At 38.2% G+C, this 25,977-nt stretch carries 21 protein-coding genes, 1 other RNA gene and 1 pseudogene; 7 read left to right on the top strand and 16 right to left on the bottom strand.

Annotated features, from left to right (window positions below; genetic code table 11):
* Nucleotides 1-14: 14 nt before the first annotated feature.
* The 7 genes from M997_RS05335 to apt form a co-directional block, all read right to left on the bottom strand.
* Nucleotides 15-1,529 carry a protein kinase domain-containing protein gene (locus M997_RS05335; protein ID WP_156510807.1) on the bottom strand — a complete coding sequence of 505 codons (1,515 nt, stop codon included), beginning with the start codon at nt 1,527-1,529 and terminating at the stop codon, nt 15-17.
* Between the two features lie 8 nt (nt 1,530-1,537).
* The gene (locus tag M997_RS05330) at nt 1,538-2,287 is read right to left on the bottom strand and encodes a PP2C family serine/threonine-protein phosphatase (RefSeq protein WP_064719075.1); all 750 of its coding nucleotides are present in this window, start codon (nt 2,285-2,287) and stop codon (nt 1,538-1,540) included.
* Nucleotides 2,287-2,970 (bottom strand): vWA domain-containing protein, encoded by a 684-nt coding sequence (locus tag M997_RS05325; RefSeq protein WP_082918390.1) that lies wholly within the window; start codon nt 2,968-2,970, stop codon nt 2,287-2,289. The genes M997_RS05330 and M997_RS05325 overlap by 1 nt, the downstream gene beginning before the upstream one ends.
* 254 nt (nt 2,971-3,224) lie before the next feature.
* Nucleotides 3,225-3,830 (bottom strand): recombination mediator RecR, encoded by a 606-nt coding sequence (recR, locus tag M997_RS05320; RefSeq protein ID WP_064719074.1) that lies wholly within the window; start codon nt 3,828-3,830, stop codon nt 3,225-3,227.
* Nucleotides 3,830-4,159: a YbaB/EbfC family nucleoid-associated protein gene (locus M997_RS05315; RefSeq protein WP_064719073.1), complete on the bottom strand. Its 330-nt coding sequence runs from the start codon at nt 4,157-4,159 to the stop codon at nt 3,830-3,832. The genes recR and M997_RS05315 overlap by 1 nt, the downstream gene beginning before the upstream one ends.
* A gap of 54 nt (nt 4,160-4,213) precedes the next feature.
* Nucleotides 4,214-6,193: a DNA polymerase III subunit gamma/tau gene (dnaX, locus tag M997_RS05310; protein ID WP_064719072.1), complete on the bottom strand. Its 1,980-nt coding sequence runs from the start codon at nt 6,191-6,193 to the stop codon at nt 4,214-4,216.
* A gap of 313 nt (nt 6,194-6,506) precedes the next feature.
* Complete coding sequence (apt, locus tag M997_RS05305; protein ID WP_064719071.1) at nt 6,507-7,058, bottom strand: adenine phosphoribosyltransferase; 552 nt, start codon at nt 7,056-7,058, stop codon at nt 6,507-6,509.
* A gap of 136 nt (nt 7,059-7,194) precedes the next feature.
* Here apt and priC point away from each other — a divergent pair, with 136 nt between their 5' ends.
* Nucleotides 7,195-7,737 (top strand): primosomal replication protein PriC, encoded by a 543-nt coding sequence (gene priC / locus M997_RS05300; RefSeq protein ID WP_064719070.1) that lies wholly within the window; start codon nt 7,195-7,197, stop codon nt 7,735-7,737.
* Nucleotides 7,738-7,748: 11 nt separating this feature from the next.
* Nucleotides 7,749-7,904 (top strand): pleiotropic regulatory protein RsmS, encoded by a 156-nt coding sequence (rsmS, locus tag M997_RS05295; RefSeq protein WP_064719069.1) that lies wholly within the window; start codon nt 7,749-7,751, stop codon nt 7,902-7,904.
* 11 nt (nt 7,905-7,915) lie between these two features.
* On the opposite strand, the gene mscK is transcribed toward rsmS, so the two are convergent.
* The 3 genes from mscK to acrR all read right to left on the bottom strand — a co-directional run bounded on the left by mscK (nt 7,916) and on the right by acrR (nt 12,486).
* Nucleotides 7,916-11,335: a mechanosensitive channel MscK gene (mscK, locus tag M997_RS05290; RefSeq protein WP_064719068.1), complete on the bottom strand. Its 3,420-nt coding sequence runs from the start codon at nt 11,333-11,335 to the stop codon at nt 7,916-7,918.
* A gap of 124 nt (nt 11,336-11,459) precedes the next feature.
* Nucleotides 11,460-11,813 carry a DsrE/DsrF/TusD sulfur relay family protein gene (locus M997_RS05285; RefSeq protein ID WP_064719067.1) on the bottom strand — a complete coding sequence of 118 codons (354 nt, stop codon included), beginning with the start codon at nt 11,811-11,813 and terminating at the stop codon, nt 11,460-11,462.
* Nucleotides 11,814-11,841: 28 nt separating this feature from the next.
* On the bottom strand, nt 11,842-12,486 hold the full coding sequence (acrR, locus tag M997_RS05280) for a multidrug efflux transporter transcriptional repressor AcrR (protein ID WP_064719066.1): 645 nt from the start codon (nt 12,484-12,486) through the stop codon (nt 11,842-11,844).
* Nucleotides 12,487-12,610: 124 nt separating this feature from the next.
* Between acrR and M997_RS05275 the strand changes: the two genes are divergently transcribed.
* The 4 genes and pseudogenes from M997_RS05275 to M997_RS17155 all read left to right on the top strand — a co-directional run bounded on the left by M997_RS05275 (nt 12,611) and on the right by M997_RS17155 (nt 18,195).
* Nucleotides 12,611-13,804 (top strand): efflux RND transporter periplasmic adaptor subunit, encoded by a 1,194-nt coding sequence (locus M997_RS05275; RefSeq protein ID WP_064719065.1) that lies wholly within the window; start codon nt 12,611-12,613, stop codon nt 13,802-13,804.
* Nucleotides 13,805-13,818: 14 nt separating this feature from the next.
* Nucleotides 13,819-16,968: an efflux RND transporter permease subunit gene (locus M997_RS05270; RefSeq protein WP_064719064.1), complete on the top strand. Its 3,150-nt coding sequence runs from the start codon at nt 13,819-13,821 to the stop codon at nt 16,966-16,968.
* A gap of 615 nt (nt 16,969-17,583) precedes the next feature.
* Nucleotides 17,584-17,946, top strand: a complete 363-nt coding sequence (tomB, locus tag M997_RS05265; RefSeq protein ID WP_064719063.1) for an Hha toxicity modulator TomB — start codon at nt 17,584-17,586, stop codon at nt 17,944-17,946.
* Nucleotides 17,947-17,992: 46 nt separating this feature from the next.
* A pseudogene (locus M997_RS17155) lies at nt 17,993-18,195 on the top strand (HHA domain-containing protein).
* 378 nt (nt 18,196-18,573) lie between these two features.
* Here M997_RS17155 and ffs read toward each other — a convergent pair.
* Nucleotides 18,574-18,670, bottom strand: an RNA gene (gene ffs, locus M997_RS05260) — signal recognition particle sRNA small type.
* 317 nt (nt 18,671-18,987) lie between these two features.
* On the opposite strand from ffs, the gene tesB reads away from it, so the two are divergent.
* Nucleotides 18,988-19,863: an acyl-CoA thioesterase II gene (gene tesB, locus M997_RS05255; protein WP_064719062.1), complete on the top strand. Its 876-nt coding sequence runs from the start codon at nt 18,988-18,990 to the stop codon at nt 19,861-19,863.
* Nucleotides 19,864-19,910: 47 nt separating this feature from the next.
* On the opposite strand, the gene amtB is transcribed toward tesB, so the two are convergent.
* The 5 genes from amtB to M997_RS05230 form a co-directional block, all read right to left on the bottom strand.
* On the bottom strand, nt 19,911-21,203 hold the full coding sequence (gene amtB / locus M997_RS05250; RefSeq protein ID WP_064719061.1) for an ammonium transporter AmtB: 1,293 nt from the start codon (nt 21,201-21,203) through the stop codon (nt 19,911-19,913).
* 10 nt (nt 21,204-21,213) lie between these two features.
* The gene (locus M997_RS05245) at nt 21,214-21,552 is read right to left on the bottom strand and encodes a P-II family nitrogen regulator (protein WP_064719060.1); all 339 of its coding nucleotides are present in this window, start codon (nt 21,550-21,552) and stop codon (nt 21,214-21,216) included.
* Nucleotides 21,553-21,799: 247 nt separating this feature from the next.
* The gene (locus tag M997_RS05240) at nt 21,800-23,590 is read right to left on the bottom strand and encodes a SmdB family multidrug efflux ABC transporter permease/ATP-binding protein (RefSeq protein WP_064719059.1); all 1,791 of its coding nucleotides are present in this window, start codon (nt 23,588-23,590) and stop codon (nt 21,800-21,802) included.
* Nucleotides 23,577-25,322 carry a SmdA family multidrug ABC transporter permease/ATP-binding protein gene (locus M997_RS05235; RefSeq protein WP_064719058.1) on the bottom strand — a complete coding sequence of 582 codons (1,746 nt, stop codon included), beginning with the start codon at nt 25,320-25,322 and terminating at the stop codon, nt 23,577-23,579. The genes M997_RS05240 and M997_RS05235 overlap by 14 nt, the downstream gene beginning before the upstream one ends.
* 58 nt (nt 25,323-25,380) lie before the next feature.
* Nucleotides 25,381-25,842: an Lrp/AsnC family transcriptional regulator gene (locus M997_RS05230; RefSeq protein ID WP_064719057.1), complete on the bottom strand. Its 462-nt coding sequence runs from the start codon at nt 25,840-25,842 to the stop codon at nt 25,381-25,383.
* Nucleotides 25,843-25,977 lie beyond the last annotated feature (135 nt).

Raw genomic sequence — 25,977 nt, 5'->3', positions numbered from 1 at the left:
TATTCCCCCACTAATTAAGGTTTTCTTTTTAGAATCGAAATGGAAGGAACAACAAAAATAAGCAACAAAACGATGGCTGCAATCATTAACATCATGACGCTTAAAAAAGCCACCATCCACTGTTGAATATAATCAGATTGTAAAAGTTGGTTTACCCACTTAAATGCATTTTGGCTATTTGCACTATTAGGAATAAAAAACTTTAGTAACAAACCAAAAATAACAGGGATAGTCATCGCTAAGAAAGTATGAAAAACCACCCTAGGAATTGTATTAAAAATCTGTTTTGCTGCGATAATAAATGCAGGTGGCTGTATAGGCCGTGCTGGCCGAGTCTGAGTAACAACATTAGGTGATGCATGCTTTACATTTGCATTTGCCTTAATTGCACGTTTTTGTCGAGCTTGTTCTAATTGTGCTTTGTTTTTCTTTTGAGTAACTGCAACTTGCTGTAATTGAGCTTCTCTCGCACAAGCAGCGCAGGCTTTTCCTGCAAAATGCTGGTGGTTTTTATTTTTTTGACAAACCAACATTTTCTGCTTTTCAGGTTGAGCATAATCATAGAGCGTATTTGCCCATGTTTTAGCACTTGGTCGCTGAGAAGGTGCGCCAGAAAACGCTTTGTCAAAAAGTTGGCGCAGTGTATCAGGAAGATGCTTATGACCGCTTACCATACTTGGCGAAATAAGATTATGCGCTTTTATGCCATATGCATAAAACTGCCCCGCAATACGCCTTGGAATATCGGTAGGCACACTATCATTTTTAGGGCTACCACTAAAAGGATGAATACCAAAATTAAGTAACTGAAAAATAATCACAGCTAAAGAAAATCTGTCTTGCCACTCTTCTTGAACCTCAGGAATAACCTGTTTACTTTGAAATTCAGGTGCTAAATATTCAACTGTAAATTGCCCCGCTGGATAACGTGTATTTTCACCTTGAATACTAAACCCATCACAATCGAGTAAAGACATATACAAGCTAGTTTTATAAAACCTTAAGTTAAGTGGTTTCATATCAACAACACGATGCCCTTGCTGGTGTAAGGCATCAATTAAAGAACATAAGTTATATGCTAAACTCAGTTTAGCGCCCATTCCTGTGGGTAACCCATGAGCTTTTGCCTGTCTTTCTTGCAGGATATATTCTAATTCAATCGTGTTTTTAACATCCAACTCAGGCATAACAAAGCCAACAAACTGCTTTTGATTATTGTATAAGCGAGCTTCAGGCCACGCGAGCTGAATGATTGGAATACTATTTACAGTGACAGGTTGCAATGTAGGTTTTAATGCCTGCATTGCAGTGATTTTTTTCAGGTAATAAGCCTTATCAATTTTATCATGATAAATCTTAGAGACCTGTTTAGATGCATTTATAATATGACTAACACTTCCAGCACCACCACTTTTTATCAGATTACCTATCTGATAAGTCACGCCATTTTCATCTTGTAACTGAGTTAATGGCACTTGAGAGGTGACTTTTGCTCCCGCGTTCTGGGTACTGGATTTTTTTTTACTCACTCTCGCCACTACTCTTCATTCCTAAAGCAAATTACTAGTGTTTTATCATCACCCGTAATTGAGTGAGTACGCGAGTCTGCTAATGTCCCGGCTAAAGCTTCACTTCCAGCATCTTCAGAGACTGTTTTTAAATAGCGTATAACCGGTTGAATAAAGGGCTCATAAAGGGCATCAGCATTTTTATTCATAGCAAAAGGTTGTACGCCATCAGACATTAAAACAACTTGTGTAACCGGTTTAGTTAACGGAATAACACGTAAGTGTTCTTGCCAACTTTCTGATGTTACAAACCATGTTTGATTAGCATATTCGCCATTTTCAGGTTGAGAGACATAACTTGTTCCGTCACTAAATTCAACCACAGCAATACCATCACCTAAGTGGAATAAATAACCGCCATCATCACCGATCCAACAAGCAACCAACGTTGACGCATATTCATTAAGTTCACACTGATTTATTTCTGCATATTCAGCAAGTTGTAAACGAATATCTTCAAGAAGTTGATAAACACCTTGTTTGACCTGTTTTTCAGTTAACAGATAGATATCTGGCCATTCTGTAATTCGTAACGTAAATAACCGAGCTGCAAGCTTTGCACCTTGTTCGCTATAACGGGAAGAACCCGCACCATCACAGACAGCGGCAATTAAATATTCGCCTTTACGTCGAACAAAATAGGCGTCTTGGCACGGAATTTGATGCTCTTGATGAGCAGCACCAATAACTGATGCTCCATAAATTAACCAATCATTCATCAAACAGGTACACTCGCCCAAGAATCAGTAGAAGGTAGTTGTGCAGTACCACCAGGTGTAGATTGTGAAACAACTTGCATACTGGCACTTAACCACAAGAAAAGTTCTTTAAATTGCAGACCTTTCAGCATTTTCACGCCATTCATACCATTTATTGTAAAACTCCCCATGATCTCGGCACTTGCTCCCTCAACCATAATAGGAAACACAGCAACTTTTTGGCTTTCTTCCGCTTGGCGACAAGAATGTGCTGCCTGTTCCCACATATCAGTTGGAGCACCATCTGACATTAAAAATAACCAAGGGCGAGTATAAGCAACACCAGCTTGTTTAAAACGTTGCTTTTCAGCTTCAATTTCTTCTAATGCTAAAGAAATAGCTTGCCCCATTGGGGTTGTACCATTCGCTTCTAAAACAGGCGCAGTGAAGTCCATTGCATCTTGCCAATCACCATGAACGGTACATTGATCAAATCCACCATATTCAATGACTAAGATACGAACACGCTTAGCGGCAATAACATCATTTTTTAGTTCTTGTTCTAATAATTTAAGGCCTTCATTTAGTTGGTTGATTGGCTCTCCATACATACTACCTGAGCTATCTAGCACTAAAATAAGCGGGGTTCTTTGTTCACTGTTATCAACTAAAGCTACGTCAGGGATCATAGGATGCTCCATCATTAAGTTATTCCCTTTTAAGATGATTAACAATGTAACATAAAGATATTGAATTCATCAGAATGAAAAAGGTTATCAAGTGAAGATAAAGATATTTCTGATAAACAAAAAGATTTTTTGCTCAGAAAAAAGAAAGATAATCCAAAATGCGAGATATCACACATAATAAAGTTGCACATATGAAAAAGAAAAAACACCTTTAAGCATTAACCCAAAGGTGTTCTAAAATAAATCATTTTGCTAGTTAACTAACAAATTTAATAACGGATTTTTTGGCGTCCAGCAATAGAGTGCGAGAGTGTTGTGCCATCAACCATTTCAAGTTCACCACCAACAGGAACACCATGAGCAATTCTGCTCGCAGTAATATCATATTGTGCGCAAATTTCAGCAATATAATTGGCTGTTGCTTCGCCTTCAACTGTCGGATTAGTCGCTAAAATGACTTCTGAAATAATCTCTTGGCTTAAACGTTCTTCTAATCTATCTAAACCAATATCCATCGGACCAATACCATCTAAAGGCGACAAATGCCCCATTAGCACAAAGTATCGGCCAGCAAACTGCCCTGTCTGCTCGATAGCATGAATATCAGCGGGGCTTTCCACTACGCATATCTGACCATTTTGCTGACGTCGAACATTACTACAAATAGTACAACGCTCTTCTTCAGTAAATGTGCGGCAATCACAACAGTGGCCGATTTCAGACATTGCTCGCGTTAACGCTTGAGCTAATCGCATACCACCGCTTCTATCACGCTGAAGCAGTTGAAAAGCCATTCGTTGCGCTGATTTTGGCCCAACACCGGGCAAACAACGCAATGCTTCCATTAATGATTCAAGAAGTGGGCTCGTTTGCATTAGAATGGCATCTTAAAGCCTGGTGGTAATTGCATTCCGTTAGAAACAGATGCCATTTTTTCTTTTTGCGTTTCGTCAATACGACGAGCTGCATCATTAAAAGCAGCAGCAATCAGATCTTCTAGCATCTCTTTGTCATCTTCTAGCAGGCTAGGATCGATTTCAACACGACGGCAATTATGAGCACCATTGATAGTGATCTTCACTAAGCCAGCACCGGATTCACCCGTTACTTCTAAGCTTGCGATCTCTTCTTGCATTTGCTGCATTTTATCTTGCATTTGTTGGGCCTGTTTCATCAGATTGCCCAAACCACCTTTTCCGAACATAATTGTCTCTCTTTGTAAAAGCCACACTGTATGTATTTATACAAAATGTTGCGATTAAACAGGTCGGATACTCTCTTCATCCAGTTCAGCATCAAAATATTGCTGTAATGTTTGAATTGTTTTATCCGTAATAATCGATTGACGCGATAACGCCAACTTTTCATCATAAATGGCTTGCCGCCATTCCAGTGGTGTTTTAACCGCTGGTGAGTCATCTTCTATAATTGTGAGTGAAATTGCTTTTCCATGCAATTCACTTAACGCTTTTGTGAGTGTACGCAGCGCATTTGCAGAATTTAAATGTTTCTGTTTAGTTCGTAAATGCAAAATGACTTCATTTTCACTTACTGTTTCTTTATACGCATTTAATGCCAATTGCTGAATTAGCTTTGGTAGTGGCATTTTTTCTATTTCAGCCGCCCATGCATCACGTTCCCATGATTCTTTAGCAATTTTTGCAGCAAGTTCAGGTGTTTTTTCATATTCGAGAACTTCTTTGATCTCTTTAGGTGAAGAAACAACCTCTTGAGTAGATTCTACTTCTGGGTTCTGTGGTCGCCATTGATAGGCTTCTTTTTTCTTTTTTTCAGATGTAGACGTTGACTGACGGCTTTGTGTTGCAACTTGTTGGCGTCTTTCGCTTACGGCTGCTAGCCGCTCTAACGCACTAGCAGCCGGCTTCGCCTGTTGAGACGTCGCCGGTTTAGGCTTTTTTGGCGGGGTTTGCTGTTCAGTTCCCCTTATCGCCTGCCGTGCTCTTAACAATTGAGCTGTTGGGCTATCGCCTAAAGCTGCACTATTTTCTGTTGGTGAAACATGTTGAGGTGTCGATTGCTGAGTATGAACCGGTTCGGTTTGCGGTACATGTTGGGTAGATACTCGCCCTGTTGGTGCCGCTGAAGGTAATGTTTGCACTAAAGGTGTTGAACGCACTTCATCAATCACGGTTTTAGGATGAAATGCCAGCGCTCTTAGCAATGTCATTTCAACGCCCATACGACGATCAGGCGCATAAGATAATTCTTTTCGCCCCACAAGTAGTGTTTGATAGTAAAGTTGCAAATCTTGAGGCGAGATAGATTTGGCTAACAGCCTTAATCGTTCTTGAGTAAATTGCTCTTGTGGATTTTCTTCACTCGGTAATAACTGCAACATCGCGATTTGATGCAGTAATGAGAGCGTTTCAACTAAGAAATTCTCCCAATCAGTTCCTCGTGAAGCAACTTCATTTACCAACGCCATCACTTGTTGGCCATCGGCTTTAACAAGCGCTTCAATTAACGCAAGGGGTTGCGCATCGTCAATAGTCCCCAACATTTGGCTGACAATATCGGCATTTACAACACCTTCACCACTAGCAATAGCTTGGTCTGTTAAACTTAATGCATCACGCATACTACCATCAGCAGCGCGAGCAATCAGTTGGCGCGCTCTTGCATCATTTTCAATATGTTCAGCTGACAACACCTTTTCTAATTGAGTTGCAATTTGGTCAATATCTAAAGCACGTAGATGGAATTGCAAGCAACGCGATAAAATCGTTACTGGTAATTTTTGTGGATCAGTAGTGGCGAGCAAAAACTTAACATGTTCTGGTGGCTCTTCTAGCGTTTTTAATAGGGCATTAAAGCTATGGCGCGATAACATATGGACTTCATCGATAAGATAAACCTTAAAACGTCCACGTGCTGGTGCGTATTGAACGTTATCAAGAAGTTCTCGCGTATCTTCTACTTTCGTTCTTGATGCCGCATCTATTTCAATTAAATCAACAAAACGGCCTTGTTCGATTTCAAGGCAATTAGCACACTGACCACAAGGTTTACTTGTAATACCTGTTTCACAATTGAGCCCTTTGGCAAATAACCGGGCGATAGTGGTCTTTCCGACACCGCGAGTACCAGAAAAAAGATAGGCATGATGAAGTCGCTGATGATCAAGACCATTAGCTAACGCAGTCAATACATGACGTTGACCGACAACATCGTTAAAAGTTTGTGGGCGCCACTTACGGGCAAGTACCTGATAGCTCATTGATTCCGCTAAATTTGAACGAGATTTATCTCTATGCTAACACAGGGAAGACCTCTTGAGCGAGATTTGTAAGAGACAAATGAGAGATTGATAAAGTTAACATCAGTGATTAGCGTAAAGCACAACATTACAAAGCAACAATTGTGCGGGCTTTATGCATTGATAAAATGCACAAAAAAACCCGCACTATTACTATGATAATCCACTTTAATTAGCCATTACCATATTCAGCTTTCGTATTAACTAATTTTAGTCAATATTCTGTTGAGTAAAAACGTTTTAATTAATTGTTTTTATTAAACAGTTTAAAAAATTAATGTCCAGGGAAATTGACCAGTGTAAAGCTGTGAACACCTTGTTTCTCTAAGCGTTCAATGCCGCCTAAATCTGGTAGGCAAATAATAAATGCGGCTTCAGTAACAGTTCCACCTAAACGGCGAATAAGGCGAGCAGTTGCTTCAATAGTGCCCCCTGTTGCCAGCAAATCATCAACCATTAATACTTTATCTTTATCCGTAATACTGTCTTTGTGGATTTCTAAAGTATCTGTGCCATATTCCAGGGAGTAAGTTTCACTGAGCGTTTCACGAGGCAATTTACCTTTTTTACGAACAGGTACAAAACCAACACCAAGACGTAAAGCGACTGGAGCTCCAAACAGGAATCCGCGAGCTTCGGTACCTACGACTTTAGTGATACCCTGACCCTGATAGTGTTCTACCAGTAAATCGATAGTTGCCTGATATGCAGCAGGGTTATCCAAAAGTGTGGTGATATCACGAAATAATATCCCTTCTTTTGGATAATCAGGAATGGTTTCAATGCTGTCTTTAATAAATTGCAGTTGTTGCGCGTTAGCAGTCATAATCAGTGCCATAAATAAAAAACGAAACGATAGAATCTATGCAATATGCCGTTAAAATGCAACAGAAAGCCAGTTAACAACTCTTTTTTGTTGCTTTAAGTCAATTCAGTTTTCATAAAAATAGAGACAAAAACAAATGAAAAAAGCAGATTCATTGAGTTTGTTTGAAAAGCAAATCGACAATCTTGCCGAAGCACTAGCGCCTATCGCAAACAAAAAAATTGCGGCACCTTGCTTCGACACAGCACTGTTTCACCGCCGAAGTGATTCACTTGGCGGTTATATGCAACAGATCCGCGATAATTTTACCCAGTTAATCACTTGTGTTGAGGCACAACGAAGCCAGCAAGTTAAATTTCTGGCTACACAAATCCTACAACAAGTTGAAGCATTAACTCGTGAATTATCGACACAAACACTAAGAAAGCAAGAAAACCTGCTTAGCCAACGAAAAAAAAGCACCGATTTATACCAAAAACTTGCACAACATCAGGATTACGAACGTCGATTACACTCAATGATCCAAGATAGAGAGCTTGAATTAACGCAAACCCAAGGATTTACGCGTCAGCAAGAACTACAAAAAGAGATTGCCGCACTTGAAAACCGTTTAGCTCGCTGTAAAAACGCGCTGTATTCCATTGAAAAAAGCATTGAAAAGCAAGAAGATAAATATTAAAGAGAATAGATATGAATTTAAAAGATGCGCCAGAATCAGTCCAGTTAGCGGTAGATCTCATTTATTTGTTAGAGAGCAATCAAGTCGATCCAAAAACAGTACTTGAAGCTCTCGATATTATTCGTCAAGATTATGAGAAAAAATTGGCAAACCAAACAGCAAACTGAGTTTGCTAATCTTAATCAAACGGTGTATTTGCTTGTGGTGTTGAGCCATCGAGGGGACGTTTAACCGCTTGTACTTCATCACCTTGTTTATTATGTAAATACACATCTAATTGATTAAACGCGATATTAATACCATTTTCATTACATAACTCATCAATAGCGCGATTAACTTCATCTGTCGTAATATTTCTATCGCCTAATGTTCTGACATAAAAACGAAGTTCGTGATTGAGTGTGCTTGCACCAAATTCAGTAAATAACACAACAGGCTCTGGCTCTGTCATCACCTTTGAATTATCTTTTGCTGCTTTCATTAAGATCTCTTTTACTTTATTAAGATCAGAACCATAAGCGACACCAACTTGAATAATAATACGAGTCACCGTATCAGATAATGTCCAGTTAATAAGACGCTCTGTCACAAACGCCTTATTAGGAATAATAACTTCTTTACGATCAAAGTCTGTAATTGTGGTCGCCCTAATACGGATACGACTTACTGTTCCTGAATAAGTACCAATAGTAATGGTATCGCCAATTCTTACTGGCCGTTCAAATAGTATAATTAAACCAGAAACAAAGTTAGCAAAAATTTCTTGTAAACCAAACCCTAACCCCACCGTTAATGCGGCGGCTAACCATTGTAGTTTTTCCCATGCAACGCCTAATATTCCTAACGAAACTATCGTCCCTATCGCAATAATAATATAGGTCATAATAGTGGTGATCGCGTAAGAAGCACCTTGCTGTAATTTTATACGAGATAAAATCAGGACTTCTAATAGTCCTGGTAAGTTTCGGATCATAAACCAGGAAATCGCCATAATAGCAACTGATAACAATATATCAGCCACAGTGACGGCCTTAATTACATTACCTAATTCCGTTGGTAAGTTATAATGCCAAAGAGTAATACCATCGAGGTAAATAAATACCGTAATAAAATCAGACCAAATACCATAAAAACTGGATGCAAAGATAATAAACAAAATCATTGTCGTTAATCGCAATGATTGTTGATTAATTTGTTCCATGTCCATTGGTGGTTCTTGAATGGGTTCAAGGCTATTATCTTCGTTTTCTTTTTTCTCTTTAAGCATGGCTTGTCTGCGCTCAAGAGCACGACGATAAGCAAGTCGCCTTGCAGCAACGGTTAATCCTCTTAAACTTGCGTGATAGGCGATAAACCACAGCATTAGCAGATATAAACTATCAACCCAGCGATTAGCTAAACGCAGTGCTGTATAGTAGTAACCAAAAATCACCAACCCCATTAATATTAAAGGAGAAAAAGTTAAAAGTGTGATGACAACGGTTCTAACAACGTGGTTACCTTTCTCTTGCCACATTTCACGGCAAAATGGCAAAGCACATAAGCTAATAAAAAAGAGGGAGATAATGGCGACAAGTTGACCAATAACATCACCCACCAGCAATAATGGATTATTAATGCCATAAGCTGAAAGTAAAATAATTGGCAACATAGGAATAGATAAACGTAATAAGCGTTTGCGGTTCTGTTGAACGCGATCTACAGGAATTTTAAAGTGCTTAACCGCAACCCCAGTATCAGACATTAATCGATAAGACCATTCAAACATCAACCAAAATACGGCAAATTGCCATGCAAATGACCAAATAAACTCTTGTTGTACATTAAAGCTATTTATTAGCCAATATCCGATAGCCAATACAATACATGAAAGAGGCAGAGTTTTAATAAATACAATACCTAATGCCAGCGGTGTATGTAATTGAGAGTCTTTGTTCAACTTATTAATATCTGCACTTAATTTATCAAACTCAACATTCAATTTTTTACGTTGCCAAATGATAAGCAAACTAAAGGTAATAAGTGTGATTAGCACAGGAAGGGATTTCTTAGCCCCGGTCAACAGATTTTCATTTGACCAACTAAGTTTGAAACCTTGAAATTCAGCAACAGCTTGAGCTGGAAACGCAGAAAACCAACTTAAGTTAATCGGTTTGTTACTACTTACCCAGAAAATTTGCTGTGCCAGTGTGTTTTCTAGTGAACTCACCACACTTTTTAATTGCTGTTGATCCATTTGTAAATTAATGGATTCGGAAATTTGGTTACCTAATTGGTTATTGAGCTTATCTAATAGTTCTCGACGAGCATCAACCAACTGCTCTAATGCACTGCGTAATTCTTTCAGCTCTGTTTCACTTAATTCATTAGGATGCGCTAGTTGGTACTCTGTCATTAATTGATCAATATAAATATTAGGCTGAAAAATTTGATCGCGCTGTTTATTAATCTCAAATTGTTCTAAACGCAAGTCGGCAATTTTATCAGGAAGATTATTAATAAAGATGCCATCAGGTAAATCGACTTGTTCTTCAAATAGAATTCGAGATAACAGTAAACTGCCCTTTAAAACATCTATTTGCTCTTTTAAGTTACGCTCAGATTGAATCGCTCTGTCTAAACGGTTTTTCACCATTAAACTATGGCGATTTAATTCATTATTATTTTGAGTCGTCACGATCAACTTATCGCTAAGTTGCTTATTGAGTTCAGCTTGTGCTAGATAAAAAACATTATTTTGAATTGTTTGATTTTCTACCCCCGCAGTTTGAGCTTCTTTCGCTGTTTCTTCTGAACTATCGAGGCGTTTATCGCTTAATGCTTCTTGAATAAGTTGTGCATGTTCTTGAGAAAGGTCGATATAGGCTGAACTATAGTCACGCTGCAGTTGTAATAAACTTTGCAACTGTACATTAGATTGTAAAGTTCGTTTTTGATAGTTATTTTGCTGCTGAAGATAATATTGTTCTAATTGTAATAATTGAACAGCTGAAGGCCGCATTTGTGCTTTATCAGAGCTGCTTTTGTTTAACGCGCTTCTTATTTGTTGTAGTCTTTCTGAATTGCTAAATAAAACAGATTGCGCCCTTTCAGGTTGTGTTTGTAACACAATCAATTCATTACTGTAATTAGCTAAATCATCTTGCGATTTTTGTAACGATTGCAATACATTTTCTAATTGAGATTCTAATGTTTCTAAAGGTAATGTATCTAATGAATGTCGATAATCTTCTACTTCATTATTTGCTATTTTTTGTTTTAATTGATTAAGTTGATATTGCGTTGTACGCAGTTTTTCGGGTAGTTGTTCAATTGTTTTATTATAACTAGCGGCTTTTTTTTCTAATTGTTGAATATTATCAATCATTAAAAGTGATTGTTCTAAATCACTTATCGTCAGCTTATCTTCCGCGCTTAAATCGCTACGTTTATTTAATAAATTAAGCTGATTTTGAATATTTTCTTGGGAAGGTAAATTACTAGGGATCGCCGCCCATGCACAACTAAATATTATGCTCCATAACATAAGCATAATTGTTGTTACAGTAACTAAAATAGGTCGATGATTTAATCTAAAAAAGATTATTGATACACGCATATTAAGCAACTTGTTCAATTAACATTGAAAAACTGTTCTATTAGTATAATCCAATTATCACGAATTGGCAGTGAAAACAGAACAAGTTGCGAGGTTTATTTATCTTAAAACGATCAGGTGAAAATCAAAAAGTAAGAATTTTATCTGCGGCTAATGTCCACTGAGCTAAATCTACCAAAGTACCTAATTCAGCGCCATCAACTAAGGGTAAATCACTTATTCCACGGGTATCTGTACATGTTTTACATAATTTGACGGGTACATTTTGGGCAGTCAGTATTTCAAGCATTTGTTGAAGGTTATAGCCTTCTTTTGGTTGCTGGCGAGCTAAGGCCCCCGTTACTGCATCAGACATTAAAAAGATATTTAACTCAGTTTCTGGATGCTGTTCTTTTAATGTAATAGATAAACGTAGTGCATTAAATAATGACTCATTGCCATAAGCGGCACCATTAGCAATAACTAACACTCTACTCATTTATTTATTCCTTATGTTTAGCATTAAATTAAGATGGTGCAGATATTCTCATACTTGCACTACTCTTTATCATATCAATAAAGCTATCCACTAAATATTGACTTTCATCTTTGAGAGAAAAACTTTCTGGCGAAAATAACCAGTTTTCAGCTAATCCTGTCATCATTGCTTTTAGCATGATTGCCGCACGCTTTAAATTTAAATCTTTTGGTAGCTGATTTTGTTCAATGCAACTTTGTAGCGAAATCGCTATTTTACAGTAATCGTCTGCACATAATTCTTTGCGAATTTCAACAATTGACTTCATTTCACCGACAAATTCGCATTTATGGAAATATATTTCTAAAAGTGCATTATGTTTGGGATCTTCTACAATTGATGTCAAGATATAAATAAGTAATTCTCTTAGTACAAATAGTGGATCATCTGGATATTTTGTTTGATACTCTAGTTCTAAAGATTCTATTTTTAAGTCGGTGAGTTCGCACGCTTCAGTAAATAAATCCACTTTATTCTTAAAGTGCCAATATATAGCGCCTCTGGTAACACCAGCGTCGGTTGCTATATCTGAAAGTGATGTGGCAGAAACGCCTTGCACAGTAAACAGTCTAATTGCAGCATCTATGATCTGCTGACGCGTCTCTTGTGCCTGTCGTTTAGTTTTTCGTGCCATTATTCCTCGATTTTGACTGAAGTTAATTTACATACATTCATGTATGTTTGTACTATACATCGCAATCAATCATCAACTTAATTATTTTTATCCCAGGAAACAACGTTTGAATAGAGGTTTTCTTATGCGAAAAAACAGAGGGGTTTTGCCTCTGGCTCTGTTAGTGCTATCAGGCAGTTTGGTTCTTGCTGGATGTGACGACAAAGCTAATCAGTCTGCAGGTGGTCCTCCTCCTGCACCTGCTGTAGGTGTTGTGACGTTAGAAGCTCAAGCTCTGACTATCACTACTGACTTACCCGGTCGTACATCCGCTTACCGTATTGCTGAGGTTCGTCCTCAGGTTGGCGGCATTATCTTAAAGCGCAACTATACGGAAGGTAGCTATGTTGAAGCGGGTACATCACTGTACCAAATCGACCCTGCTATTTTTCAAGCAACATTAAACAGTGCTCAGGCAGAATTAGCTAAAGCCAAAGCGAATGCTGAAATCGCTCGTCTAACTGTAGAGCGCTATAAACCTCTACTTGGCACGAATTATATCAGTAAACAAGACTTTGATACTGCAACATCTCAGTATGCGCAAGCTGTGGCTGCCGTTAAAGCAGCACAAGCAGCGGTAACAAGTGCAACAATCAATCTGAATTATACCAAAGTGACATCGCCTATTTCGGGTCGTTCTGGTAAATCAACGGTTACTGAAGGTGCTTTAGTCTCACAAGGTCAGCAAGTTGCACTCACCACAGTTCAGCAAATCGATCCGATTTATGTCGATGTGACACAATCAAGTGAAGATTATCTGAAACTGAAAAATGAAATTGAAGATGGTGCAATTGAGCAAGAAAAAGGTAAACCTGTTGTTCATTTATTATTGAACAATGGTAAAACCTATGCAGAGAAAGGTCATCTAGAGTTTTCTGATGTGACTGTTGATGAATCAACAGGTTCAATCACAATGCGTGCTATCGTTCCTAACCCGAAAGGTGAGTTACTGCCGGGTATGTTTGTTCGCGCTAAATTAGAAAATGGTATTCGCCAAAATGCTATCTTGATACCTCAACAAGCGGTTATTCGTACACCTCGTGGTGATGCAACAACAATGGTGGTTAATAAAGACAACGTTGTTGAAGTACGATCAATTAAGGTGTCACAAGCAGTAGGTAACCAATGGCTTGTCAATGATGGAATTCAGGCTGGTGATCGCGTTATCGTTTCTGGATTGCAGAAAGTTAAACCGAAAATGACAGTAACGGCTCAAGAAGAAGATTTAAATGCAACAACATCAACCCAACAAACTGAGCCAGCTAAGAATCCTCAATAAGGAGTCGGTGATCCATGCCTAAGTTTTTTATAGATAGACCGATATTTGCATGGGTAATTGCGATAATTGCCATGCTTGCAGGTCTTCTGGCACTCATCAAATTACCCGTTGCGCAATATCCAACGATAGCACCGCCTGCGATTTCGATCTCAGCGGTCTATCCTGGTGCTGATGCGACCACTGTACAGAATACAGTAACCCAAGTTATCGAACAGAATATGAACGGTATCGATAACATGGTGTATATGTCTTCTACCAGTGACTCAGCCGGTATGATGAACATCACCCTGACCTTTGATGCGGGTACTGACCCTGATATTGCGCAAGTACAGGTGCAGAATAAACTGCAACTGGCAATGCCTCTTTTACCTCAGGAAGTGCAACAGCAAGGGGTTAGTGTTGATAAATCCTCAAGTTCATTCTTAATGGTGGCAGGTTTCATCTCAAATGACGGTTCAATGTCACAAGATGATATCGCCGACTATGTAGGTGCAACAATTAAAGACCCAATAAGCCGTGTTACTGGCGTGGGTGAAACCCAGTTGTTTGGTACGCAATATGCTATGCGTATTTGGTTAGATCCAGACTTACTGGTTAAATACAATATGACGACACTTGATGTTATTAGTGCAATTAAAGCACAAAATAACCAAGTGGCCGCTGGCCAGTTAGGGGGAACACCTCCGGTACCGGGTCAACGTTTAAATGTTTCAATTATTGCTCAAACCCGACTCAACAATGCTGAAGAGTTTTCTAATATCCTGATGAAAGTCAACCAAGACGGTTCACAGGTTAAATTGAAAGATCTTGGTGTCGTTGAAATGGGCGCTGAAAGCTACAGTACTGTTGCTCGCTTTAATGGCTTACCTGCTTCAGGTATTGGTATTAAATTAGCAACAGGCGCGAATGCGTTAGATACAGCAACTGCTGTTCGTGCTGCTTTAGCTGATATGGAACCCTTTTTCCCAGCAGGGCTAGAGGTTGTTTATCCTTATGATACAACACCTTTCGTTAAAATCTCGATTTTCGAAGTAGTAAAAACACTTGTTGAAGCAATCATGTTGGTGTTCGTGGTTATGTATTTGTTCTTACAGAACTTCCGTGCAACATTGATCCCAACCATTGCTGTACCAGTCGTACTGTTAGGTACTTTTGCTATCTTGTCCGCGTTTGGTTATTCGATAAATACCTTGACGATGTTTGCGATGGTACTTGCCATCGGACTTCTGGTGGATGACGCCATCGTTGTGGTAGAAAACGTCGAACGTGTTATGCAAGAAGAAGGCCTGCCACCTAAAGAAGCAACCCGCAAGTCGATGGGACAAATCCAGAGTGCATTAGTTGGTATTGCACTAGTGCTTTCTGCCGTATTTATTCCAATGGCATTCTTTGGTGGCTCTACTGGTGCTATTTATCGCCAGTTCTCAATTACTATCGTTTCCGCGATGGTACTGTCTGTTTTCGTTGCATTGATCTTAACACCAGCACTGTGTGCGACGATGTTAAAACCAATACCAAAAGGCAGTCATGGTGTTCAAACTGGATTCTTTGGTTGGTTTAACCGTACCTTTGAAAAAAGTAGTCATCATTATACAGACAGCGTTTCTCGTACCTTACGTGGTACAGGTCGTTACTTATTACTGTATGTCTTATTAGTCGTTGGTATGGCACTGATGTTTATCCGCTTACCAAGTTCGTTCTTACCAGAAGAAGACCAAGGGGTATTACTGACAATGGTTCAGTTACCAGCAGGTTCGACTCAAGAACAGACACAAGATATTTTAGAAAAAGTTAACGACTATTTTAATACAGATGAAAAAGAACTCGTTAAATCTGTCTTTACCGTAAACGGCTTCGGCTTTGGTGGTCAAGGACAGAATATGGGTCTGGTATTCGTTGTATTAAACGATTGGGATGAGCGTAAAGCTAACGAAGATAAAGTGCCTGCGATAGTTGCTCGGGCAAATATGAAGCTCTCGGAAATCAAAGAGGCCTTTATTTACTCCTTTAATATTCCAGCAATTGTTGAGTTAGGTTCTGCCGGTGGTTTCGAATTTGAATTAGTCGATAAAGCTAACTTAGGTCACGAAAAACTAATGGCAGCTCGTAACCAATTACTGGGATTAGCAGCTCAACATCCTGAAATGCTCACCGGTGTGCGTCCTAATGGTCAGGAAGATACTTCACAATATCGTCTCTATATCGACCTAGAAAAAGCACAGTCTCAAGGTGTTGCAATTAGCGATATCTATTCAACACTCGGTACTATGTTTGGTGGAACTTACGTCAACGACTTTATCGACCGCGGTCGTGTGAAGAAAGTGTATGTTCAAGCTGAATCTCAGTTCCGTATGTTGCCGCAGGATATTGCTAACTTATATGTCCGCAATAATGTGGGACAAATGGTGCCATTCTCTTCATTTATCGATACAAGTAAAGATCCTTGGTTATATGGTTCTCCGCGCTTAGAGCGTTATAACGGATTACCTGCAGTGCAAATTCAAGGTAGTGCAACACCAGGTCAAAGTAGTGGTGATGCGATGTTAATGATGGAGAGTTTAGCAAACCAATTACCGAGTGGTATCGGCTATGAATGGACGGGTATGTCTTATCAGGAACGCTTATCGGGTAACCAAGCTCCTGCACTATATACCATCTCCTTAATCGTCGTTTTCTTGTGTCTTGCTGCACTGTATGAGAGTTGGTCTATTCCATTCTCAGTCATGTTAGTAGTACCTCTTGGGGTGATTGGTGCATTATTATTCACCAGCGTCAGAGGCCTTGAAAACGACGTTTACTTTAAAGTTGGGCTCTTAACAACCATTGGGCTATCGGCGAAGAACGCAATATTGATTGTTGAATTCGCCAAAGACTTAATGGAGAAAGAAGGTAAAGGATTGATAGAAGCAACGTTAGACTCAGTAAGAATGCGTTTACGTCCAATTCTAATGACATCTTTAGCCTTTATGTTAGGGGTTATTCCTCTAGTATTGAGTAATGGTGCAGGTTCTGGTGCACAGAACTCGGTAGGTACAGGTGTATTTGGCGGTATGATTGCTGCAACATCTCTTGCTATTTACTTTGTTCCTGTGTTCTTCGTTGTCATTCGTAGAAGATTTTCTAAGAAAAACGAAGATTTAGAGCATCCTAGTAATCCACATTAATACTTTTACTCTTGTTAATAAAAGGCCGCCTTGAGCGGTCTTTTTCTTTTCCTAACGACCTAACTAATAGAAGGCATTTAAACTAGGATCTATATTCTCGTTTCTTTTTTAAATACCTTCTTAATCAATAAAAACATTTTATCCTTTTTCTTATATATGACTTTTTGTCAATATTAAACTTATCCCTGTTATTTATAAATAACAGCAAAGAATATACCTTATTTTGACTCTTAAATAAGATTAATTAATAAAATCAAAGTTAATCATGGTGTTAGGTAAGTATAATCTTCGTTTACCTCATTTAACTTTTACGAAAATAGACAAAATTCTACCGTTAAGATAGTGACTTATGCCATAATAGTGCTATATTAAGCAAAGAAGCATTTTTATCGCATAATTTTTCGACTTGTATACAATGTATATCAGTATTTAAATAATGCCTTTAATTATGCTATTACTTTGTTAGAAATAATAAATATAAATATTAAAGTTCCCCTCTTATTTGAGATTTTTTATTAATTAATTAATGAATTATGTGATAAGTATCATTAATATTTTACACTATAAGTATTTACCTTTAATAAGAGTGCAGCTATTAATTCAGTTAACAATATTATGGACGAATATTCACCAGAAAAAGTAGATTTAGCTGAATTGTCGTTTTTATGTGAAGAGCTCCAGCAGCAAGCTTTAAGCTCATTAGATAAAGGTACAACAGTTTGGAACAATGATCTGAGTAGCACAAAAAGCGTAGACCTAAACGTTCTAATTGAACACATTATGGCCTTTAGCTGGAAATTTAAGATAAAACACCCAGATAAACTCGCAATCAATACTCTAATTGAAGAGTACCTTGAAGAGACATATAGTTTATTTGGTAATCCATCTATTTCTTACTCAGAACTCAATAATTGGAAAGAGTTAAATCACTCACTTTTAACTCTAATTGCTAAAAATCCTAAAAGTTATATTAAGTAAATTTAATTACCTTTAGTTTTAATTGAAATAATAGAGAAAAGACAACATGACTAAAACTGACTATCTAATGCGCTTACGAAAATGCACTTCCATTGAAACATTAGAGCGCGTGATTGAAAAAAAAAATATGAATTATCTGATGATGAACTAGAACTGTTCTATTCAGCCGCCGATCATCGTTTAGCTGAACTTACCATGAATAAACTTTATGACAAGATCCCAGCTTCTGTTTGGAAGTTTGTAAGATAGTATCTAGTTATATAATTTGCTCTATTTTTAATTTTGCTATCTTTTATTTATAGCAATAGGGTTAATAGTTCTTATTTTAGGTATCGTTTTATTCATCTTTTCTTATAAATAGAATGATTACGCACCATCATGCCGTGTACTTATTGCGGCATGACTGAATAATATTGTTACTAAATAACGATGTTATTAAATAATCATCACTCATATCACCACATAAGATAAAATCTCAAAATAATTTGAGCTAATCTTTATCGTCTCTACTTTATTCTGCTTCGGTGTAAAAATACAATAAATTGACTAATAAAGTAATTAAACTTAAACATTAAAAATAAGTGATTAAGGTGAGGAAAAAACAGGAAGGCTATAAATTGGGTGGGGCCTTGCCAGCGACATCCCGGCACACACGATACCTGTCATGGCTGCTTCCTTCCGGACCTGACCGAGTTAACAAGTTAGTGTTGCGGGAGAACCAACAAGACCCCATAGATTGTCTTATTGCTAAGACGTCACGCATTATCTTTTAAACTCAGCCAAATAGCAAGGGAAGTGCGCCTGAGTGATGATTAATTATCCAATTTAGGCATATCTATTGTTTATTCGTTGCTGTTAATCTTAGCCATCATAAATTTCTATCTATCTTTATATGATTAAATGAAAGTTGATAACTAGAACTTATTTGAACGGGGATGCATAACAGCACTAAATCAAATCGTAGATTATTTTTTTATCCTACCTTGAATTGTATATAATCCCTCTTATAAAAAATAATCTCTCTGATGGTATAGGTAAACTATGAGCCAAGCATTAAAAGATCTTATCAAATTGATGGAGCTTGAAAAAATAGAAGAAGGCCTATTTCGAGGCCAAAGTGAAGATTTAGGATTACCTCAAGTATTTGGTGGGCAAGTTGTCGGCCAAGCACTTTATGCAGCAAAACAAACCATTGCTAATAATCGCTATATTAATTCTTTTCACAGCTATTTTTTACGCCCTGGTGATAGCCATAAACCCATCGTTTATGATGTTGAATATATTCGCGATGGTGGCTCATTTAGCACACGTAGAGTAAGTGCGATCCAGCATGGTAAACCTATTTTTTATATGACGGTTTCATTTCAAGAATTTGAAGAGGGTTTTGAGCACCAAGATGCTATGCCTGATGTCCCTTTACCTAATGAGCTTATGCCACAAGATGAAATTCTCAGAAAGTTAGCACCTAAATTACCAGAACCCATAAGAACCTTAGCATTAAGAGAAACCCCATTTGAAGCGCGCCCTGTACAATACTTCAGCCCATTTGGTTACTCTAAAGCCCCTGCAGAACGTTACGTTTGGTATCGTAGCAGAGGAAAAATGCCATCAGATCCTTTTTTACACCAGTATTTATTAGGCTATGTTTCTGATTTTGATTTTTTACCAACAGCACTTCAACCCTATGGTTTAGGGTTTATGGATCAAAATCTGCAAGTGGCAACGATTGACCATTCGATGTGGTTTCATCGCCCATTCCGTGTTGATGACTGGCTACTTTATGTTGTTGAAAGCCCATCGGCATCTGGTGGCCGAGGGTTTGTCAGAGGAAAAATATTTAATACTAATGGTCAGTTGGTTGCATCTTCAGTACAAGAAGGGGTCATTCGCCAAAAACGGACTAAAAATACCAAGTAATTATGCCATATTAAATATTCCCCCCTCTATTGAGGGGGAATAGACGATTAATCCTGGTATGCTCTTTCACCATGTGTGGTTAAATCTAATCCATCACACTCTTCTTCTTGTGAAACTCGCAAACCAACCAGTTTATCTGCAATTTTAAAGCTAATATAAGCGACCACACCAGACCAAAAAATAGTAATCACGACACTAACTAATTGTACTAAAAGTTGTTTACTTAGTGTCATCTCATCACTATACCCAACACCGCCTAAATATGATGATGTAAAGATACCCGTTAATAAACATCCAACAACACCACATGTTCCATGAATACCAAAAACATCACAAACATCATCAGCTTTTAGCCATTGCTTTAATACTACAACGCCCCAAAGCCCAATGATTCCACCTATAATACCGATAACTAATGCCCCCATTGGGCCAACCGTACCTGCTGCTGGAGTAATTGCGACTAGCCCCGCAATACAACCAGAACAGCTTCCTAACATCGACGGTTTTCCTCGTACTAACCACTCTGATAGCGTCCAAGAAAGTACAGCGCCCGCAGTAGCAACAACAGTATTAAGAAAAGCAAGTGCTGCGATAGCATTGGCACTGCCCGCAGAGCCCGCATTAAAACCAAACCAACCAATATAAAGCACCGCTGTTCCTGTAAATACCATAGGTAAATTATGTGGTTTTAAAGCCATTTTCTTGTAATCGCTTCTATTTCCAAGTAAGTAAGCACCAACAAGTGCTGCAACGGCTGCATTAATATGGACAACAGTGCCACCAGCAAAATCTAATGCCCCATCATCAATTAGCCATCCACCGTCTCCCCACACCATATGAGCAATAGGAATATAAGAAAACGTAAACCAAATAATGGTAAAAATAAGTAACGCCGAAAAACGGATCCGCTCTCCCAAAGCCCCCACAATCAGTGAAAGAGTAATCACTGCGAAAGAGCCTTGAAAAACAACGTGAACATATTGATTAATAGAGCCAGACAAGTCATTAAGAGAAAGAGAACTTAAAAAAGTTAGTGACCACCCACCCCAAATTTTATTTCCTGCTGTAAAGGCGAGGCTGTAACCAAAAATAACCCATAAAATAATAACTACACTAAAAATCAGCATCACTTGCGTCATTAATGACAATACATTTTTACTGCGTAATAATCCGCCATAAAACAATGCAATGCCAGGGATCGTCATAAAAAAGACTAATGCTGCACAAATTAACATAAACCCATTATCTGCTTTATCAACAACAATGGTGTCTGCTGCAAAAGCTGGCGCAGAAAAGTATGTAAGCACTAACATTAATGAATAAATGAATTGGCGTTTCATTGTTATCTCCTTAAAGAGCTTCATCACCAGACTCTCCGGTACGAATGCGGATAGCTTGAGCAAGTTCAAAGATAAATACTTTGCCATCCCCTACTTTTCCAGTATCAGCGGTATGGGTTAGTGCTTGTGTAACGGGCTCTAATAATTCATCACTAATTGCGAGCTCAATTTTTACTTTAGGTAGAAAATTGACCTCATATTCAGCACCTCTATATAGCTCTGAATGTCCTTTTTGCCGCCCATATCCTTTAACTTCACTTATTGTCATTCCTTGAACTCCTAATGCACAAAGAGATTCTCTAACATCTTCTAATTTAAATGGTTTAATAATTGCGATGATATATTTCATATAGCCCTCGATAACTTAAGAAAGAACAAAAGTTATAGAGCAAGAGATATGCCACAATTTAACCTAATGATATTTAAAGAAAAAAACATATCATTTAAATAAACAGTTAATATATTTCACCAATTTAGTGCAATAATTACCTTTGTTTTTAATGGTTAGCTAAAAATAAGGGCAACAAAAAAGGACATATCTAGATATGTCCTTTTAAATTCGTATTTTTGATTATAAGTTTAATAAAAAATCGTTATTAAAACTCCGTTTTTACTGGTGATTTAGCTTGAAGTGATTCACCAACCTGTTGAAGTTGATACATATTATAGTAACGACCTTTTTGTGAAAGTAATTGGTTGTGTTTGCCTTTTTCTACTACCACACCACGATGAAGCACCACTATTTCGTCAGCTTCAGTAATAGTGGAAAGTCGATGAGCAATGACAATTAACGTTGTTTTTTCTCTAATTACTTTGAGTGCTTTTTGGATCGATAGCTCTGTACCTGAGTCTATATTTGCGGTTGCTTCATCCAAAATAAGAATACGTGGTGGTATTAATAACACTCTTGCTAATGCAAGCAGCTGCTTTTGACCCGCAGATAAACGGCTACCTTGCTCACCCAATGGAGTTTGTAATTCTTCAGGTAACTGTTTAGCCCATTGTGCAAGCTGTACAGTTTCTAAAACCTGCCACACATGAGTTTCATTGGTTTCTCGCCCTAAAGTGATATTTTCATAGAGTGAACCTGACAATAAAACTGGGTCTTGTTGCACCATAGCAATACCATCGCGTAATGAATGGTGAGAATAGCTTTCTAAAGGTTGTTCATCTAAATAGATATTTCCTTTTTGCCAAGGATAATTTCCCATAAGTAAGCTTGCTAATGTACTTTTGCCGCTACCAGTGTGGCCAACAAAAGCAACAAAATGGCGAGCAGGAATATCAATATTAATCGCTTTTAATACCCATTGTTCATCACGATAAGCAAACCAAAGATTATCAACAGTGATATGCCCTTGGCGTATTAATTTTTGTGATGAACCATATTGTTGCAAAGGTGCATCCATCAACTCAAAAACGCGCTCCCCCGAAACAACCGCTTGCTGCAAAATAGATTGCTGCGAGGTTAAAGTAATTAATGGCTCATTTAATCTGCCAAGATAGCTAATAAAAGCATAAATTACCCCTACACCAATAACAGCACTACCTTGGTAACCAAACAGCATCAATAAACCACACAGAACCAATGCTGATAACATACTAAGCAGTGGGCGTAATAAGAGTCCATCGAGTTTTAACGCTTTCATCCGTGATTGATAATGCTGCCAGCTATCATTTGACATTCTTTCGCCAAAGCGTGCTTGTTGCCTAAATTGTTGAATAACAGACATGCCATTAATGACTTCATGGAAGCCATCATTAATATTTGCAAGAAAATGACGCACATTACGTACAATAGGTGTACTTAAGCGCTGATAGAGCATCATGACAGCAATTACCGCAGGGAATATTGCCATTGCAATTAATGCCATACGCCACTCTAATAGAAACATAGCAATGAGCATAACAACAACTAAAGCAATGGCTCTAAATAGTGTGGGTAATACGTTGACGAAGAGATCTTTTATGGTTTCTGTATCATTTGTTACTCGAGAAATTAGCTGACCAACGGGTTGGTTATCAAACGCACTTAATGGCTGCTTTAATGCTGCACTCATTACATCGGTTCGCAATTGTTGCACCACACCAACAGCGGCTTTGTTAAATGCTATTGCTTGATAATAATGCAGTAATGCCGCTGTAATTTGTAATAAAATAAAGGCTAACCCAAGCCCTAATGCTGGCATCAACTCAACATTATTCTTAGCAACTTTTGCATCAATAAAATAACCAACAATTAATGGTCCACCTACTTCAGCAATAGCCGCTATCCATAACATAACGACACCTAATGTCATCGGCTTGCGATAAGCTTTGCCATAAACAAGCAGACGTTTTAATGCAGGTAGTAGCGCCTTAACAGACTTATTTTTATTCATCGTCATCTAGCGCTGCCTCTAACTGCTGATAATGATACATATCTTGATACCAACCTGGCACAGAAATAAGCTTCTGGTGTGTTCCTTGTTCTATTACTTCACCTTGTTTTAATACCAAGATATTTGTTGCCCCAACTAAGGCAGATAAGCGATGCGCACTGATAATTAATGTCCTGTCTTTGCGCCATTGAGATAAATTTTGTAGGATTTGGTGTTCAGTTTGTCCATCAACCGCAGATAATGCATCATCCAGCAATAAAATTTCCGCATCCAGCAACAAGGCTCTTGCAATAGAAATACGCTGTTTTTGCCCTCCTGATAACATAACCCCTTTTTCACCAACTTGAGTTTGATAGCCTTCTGGCAAACGTAAAATATCATCATGAATATTAGCGAGTTTAGCAACTGCTTCTATTTCATCTTTAGAAGCATTTGGGCGACCAAGAGCGATGTTTCCGGCGATAGTATCAGAGAATAAAAATGGCGTTTGATTAACAACGGCTAAACGTGCACGCCACTCATCAAGTTTTAATTGATAAATCGGCACTGATTGAAAACAAATTTCACCTTCGTTGATATCATAAAGGCGCTGTATCAAAGTAAATAATGTACTTTTCCCCGAACCTGTCATACCACAAACACCCAACATTTCGCCAGGCGATAGAGTGAAATGAATATTTTTCAATACATCAGTATGTTGTTCTGGATAATGAAAATGCTTTATATCAACACTTAGTACACCACGCCCTGGTAGAGGTGACTGCTCGCCATCAAGCATATCGTTTTTTTCATTTAATAATGCATTAATTCGGCTATAAGCAGCACTACCACGCTCAACAATATTAAACATCCAAGCTAGAGCAAGCATTGGCCAAATCATTTGTCCTAAATACATAACAAAGCTGGTTAATTCACCCAATGTCATGTTGCCATTGAGAACTAAATAACTACCACCTGCGACTGCCAATAAATTAGCAAAACCTATCGCCATAAAAATAGTCGGATCAAATAGCGCATCGACCCTTGCAACACGCATATTTTGCTGTCCGGTTTCTTTTGCTATCTCATCAAATCGACAGGCATGTTGTTGCTCTAGACCAAATGATTTGATCATCCGAATACTACTCAAACTTTCTTGTGCTTGATTATTTAATGAAGAAAACAAGGCTTGTGCCGTTTTAAAGCGGCTATGTAATTTATCCCCATAACGTTTAATTAAAATAGCCATTAAAGGCATAGGTAATAATGAAATTAAAGTCAGTTCCCAGCTGAGTTGAACACTCATCATAACTAAAACCGCTAATCCCATCACCATAGAATCGACGAGTGTTAATACCCCTTCACCGGCGGCAAAAACCACTTTATCAACATCATTCGTTGTACGTGCGATTAAATCACCCGTGCGATAGCGCTGATAAAAAGAGGAAGATTGCTGACTAAGTTGGCGATAAATTTGCATACGCAATTTCACCGCTAATTGGTAGGATGCGCCAAAAAGCCACAAACGCCAAAAATAGCGTAATAGATAGACGCCAATGGCAATAAGCACCATTACACCAATCCAATAAATGACTTGTTGAAGGGATAAAGTATGATTATCGACACCATCTACAATTATTCCCACAATTTTCGGTGGAATGACTTGTAAGACCGCGATAACCATCAATAGGAAAATAGCACCGACATAGCGACGCCATTCACTAAGAAAATACCAACTGAGCTGTGAAAATAGAGCCACGCCTTAAGATCCTAAGGTTATATCAAAAATAAAATTGCCAGTTGGTAGAAGATGAACCTTAATCAGGTATCGGCATTGCCGTTGTGTATTTAATTTTTTCCATTGCAAAGTTAGAAGTTACATCAATAAGACCCGGCACACCATTAACCATACGTTTATAAAATAGGTCGTAACTTTTCATGTCTACAACTTCAACATGCATTAGATAATCACACTCACCCGCCATTCGATAGAATGTCAGTACTTCTGGCATCTGCTTAACAAATGAAACAAATTGTTCGTACCATTCGCTATTATGTTGCTGCGTTCTTATCATAACAATAACTGTCAGACCTAGCCCAATTTTTTCACTATCGAGCAATGCAACACGCTTACGGATATAACCTTCGTCCTCAAGTCTTTTCAATCTTTTCCAGCAAGGTGTTGAGGTTAGATTAACCGCCTCTGCCAGTGTATTAAGTGAGAGGCTAGAATCTTCCTGTAATAGCGCCAATAATTTCCGGTCAATCTTATCTAACATAGATACTCCTTCACAATATGCCCCTACAAAAACTAATGATAACCTACCCCTTTACTATAAGAATAATCATCTGCTGAAAAATCGGTAATAAATTGCCATAATATTGGCTACTTTGTGCGTATTAATCCTTATAAA

The sequence above is a fragment of the Proteus hauseri ATCC 700826 genome (assembly GCF_001654965.1).
Taxonomy (GTDB): Bacteria; Pseudomonadota; Gammaproteobacteria; order Enterobacterales; family Enterobacteriaceae; genus Proteus; species Proteus hauseri.
This window is presented reverse-complemented; position numbering and strand designations above follow the sequence as displayed.

What these genes read in the sequence shown, in the direction of transcription:
- tesB (WP_064719062.1), top strand. Translation starts at nt 18,988, where the DNA reads ATGAGCCAAGCATTAAAAGATCTTATCAAATTGATGGAGCTTGAAAAA.
- M997_RS05315 (WP_064719073.1), bottom strand. Translation starts at nt 4,159, where the DNA reads ATGTTCGGAAAAGGTGGTTTGGGCAATCTGATGAAACAGGCCCAACAA.
- apt (WP_064719071.1), bottom strand. Translation starts at nt 7,058, where the DNA reads ATGACTGCTAACGCGCAACAACTGCAATTTATTAAAGACAGCATTGAA.
- acrR (WP_064719066.1), bottom strand. Translation starts at nt 12,486, where the DNA reads ATGGCACGAAAAACTAAACGACAGGCACAAGAGACGCGTCAGCAGATC.
- amtB (WP_064719061.1), bottom strand. Translation starts at nt 21,203, where the DNA reads ATGAAACGCCAATTCATTTATTCATTAATGTTAGTGCTTACATACTTT.
- dnaX (WP_064719072.1), bottom strand. Translation starts at nt 6,193, where the DNA reads ATGAGCTATCAGGTACTTGCCCGTAAGTGGCGCCCACAAACTTTTAAC.
- M997_RS05285 (WP_064719067.1), bottom strand. Translation starts at nt 11,813, where the DNA reads ATGAGTAGAGTGTTAGTTATTGCTAATGGTGCCGCTTATGGCAATGAG.
- M997_RS05325 (WP_082918390.1), bottom strand. Translation starts at nt 2,970, where the DNA reads ATGATGGAGCATCCTATGATCCCTGACGTAGCTTTAGTTGATAACAGT.
- M997_RS05230 (WP_064719057.1), bottom strand. Translation starts at nt 25,842, where the DNA reads ATGTTAGATAAGATTGACCGGAAATTATTGGCGCTATTACAGGAAGAT.
- M997_RS05330 (WP_064719075.1), bottom strand. Translation starts at nt 2,287, where the DNA reads ATGAATGATTGGTTAATTTATGGAGCATCAGTTATTGGTGCTGCTCAT.
- recR (WP_064719074.1), bottom strand. Translation starts at nt 3,830, where the DNA reads ATGCAAACGAGCCCACTTCTTGAATCATTAATGGAAGCATTGCGTTGT.
- M997_RS05270 (WP_064719064.1), top strand. Translation starts at nt 13,819, where the DNA reads ATGCCTAAGTTTTTTATAGATAGACCGATATTTGCATGGGTAATTGCG.
- M997_RS05240 (WP_064719059.1), bottom strand. Translation starts at nt 23,590, where the DNA reads ATGACGATGAATAAAAATAAGTCTGTTAAGGCGCTACTACCTGCATTA.
- rsmS (WP_064719069.1), top strand. Translation starts at nt 7,749, where the DNA reads ATGAATTTAAAAGATGCGCCAGAATCAGTCCAGTTAGCGGTAGATCTC.
- M997_RS05245 (WP_064719060.1), bottom strand. Translation starts at nt 21,552, where the DNA reads ATGAAATATATCATCGCAATTATTAAACCATTTAAATTAGAAGATGTT.
- M997_RS05275 (WP_064719065.1), top strand. Translation starts at nt 12,611, where the DNA reads ATGCGAAAAAACAGAGGGGTTTTGCCTCTGGCTCTGTTAGTGCTATCA.
- priC (WP_064719070.1), top strand. Translation starts at nt 7,195, where the DNA reads ATGAAAAAAGCAGATTCATTGAGTTTGTTTGAAAAGCAAATCGACAAT.
- tomB (WP_064719063.1), top strand. Translation starts at nt 17,584, where the DNA reads ATGGACGAATATTCACCAGAAAAAGTAGATTTAGCTGAATTGTCGTTT.
- mscK (WP_064719068.1), bottom strand. Translation starts at nt 11,335, where the DNA reads ATGCGTGTATCAATAATCTTTTTTAGATTAAATCATCGACCTATTTTA.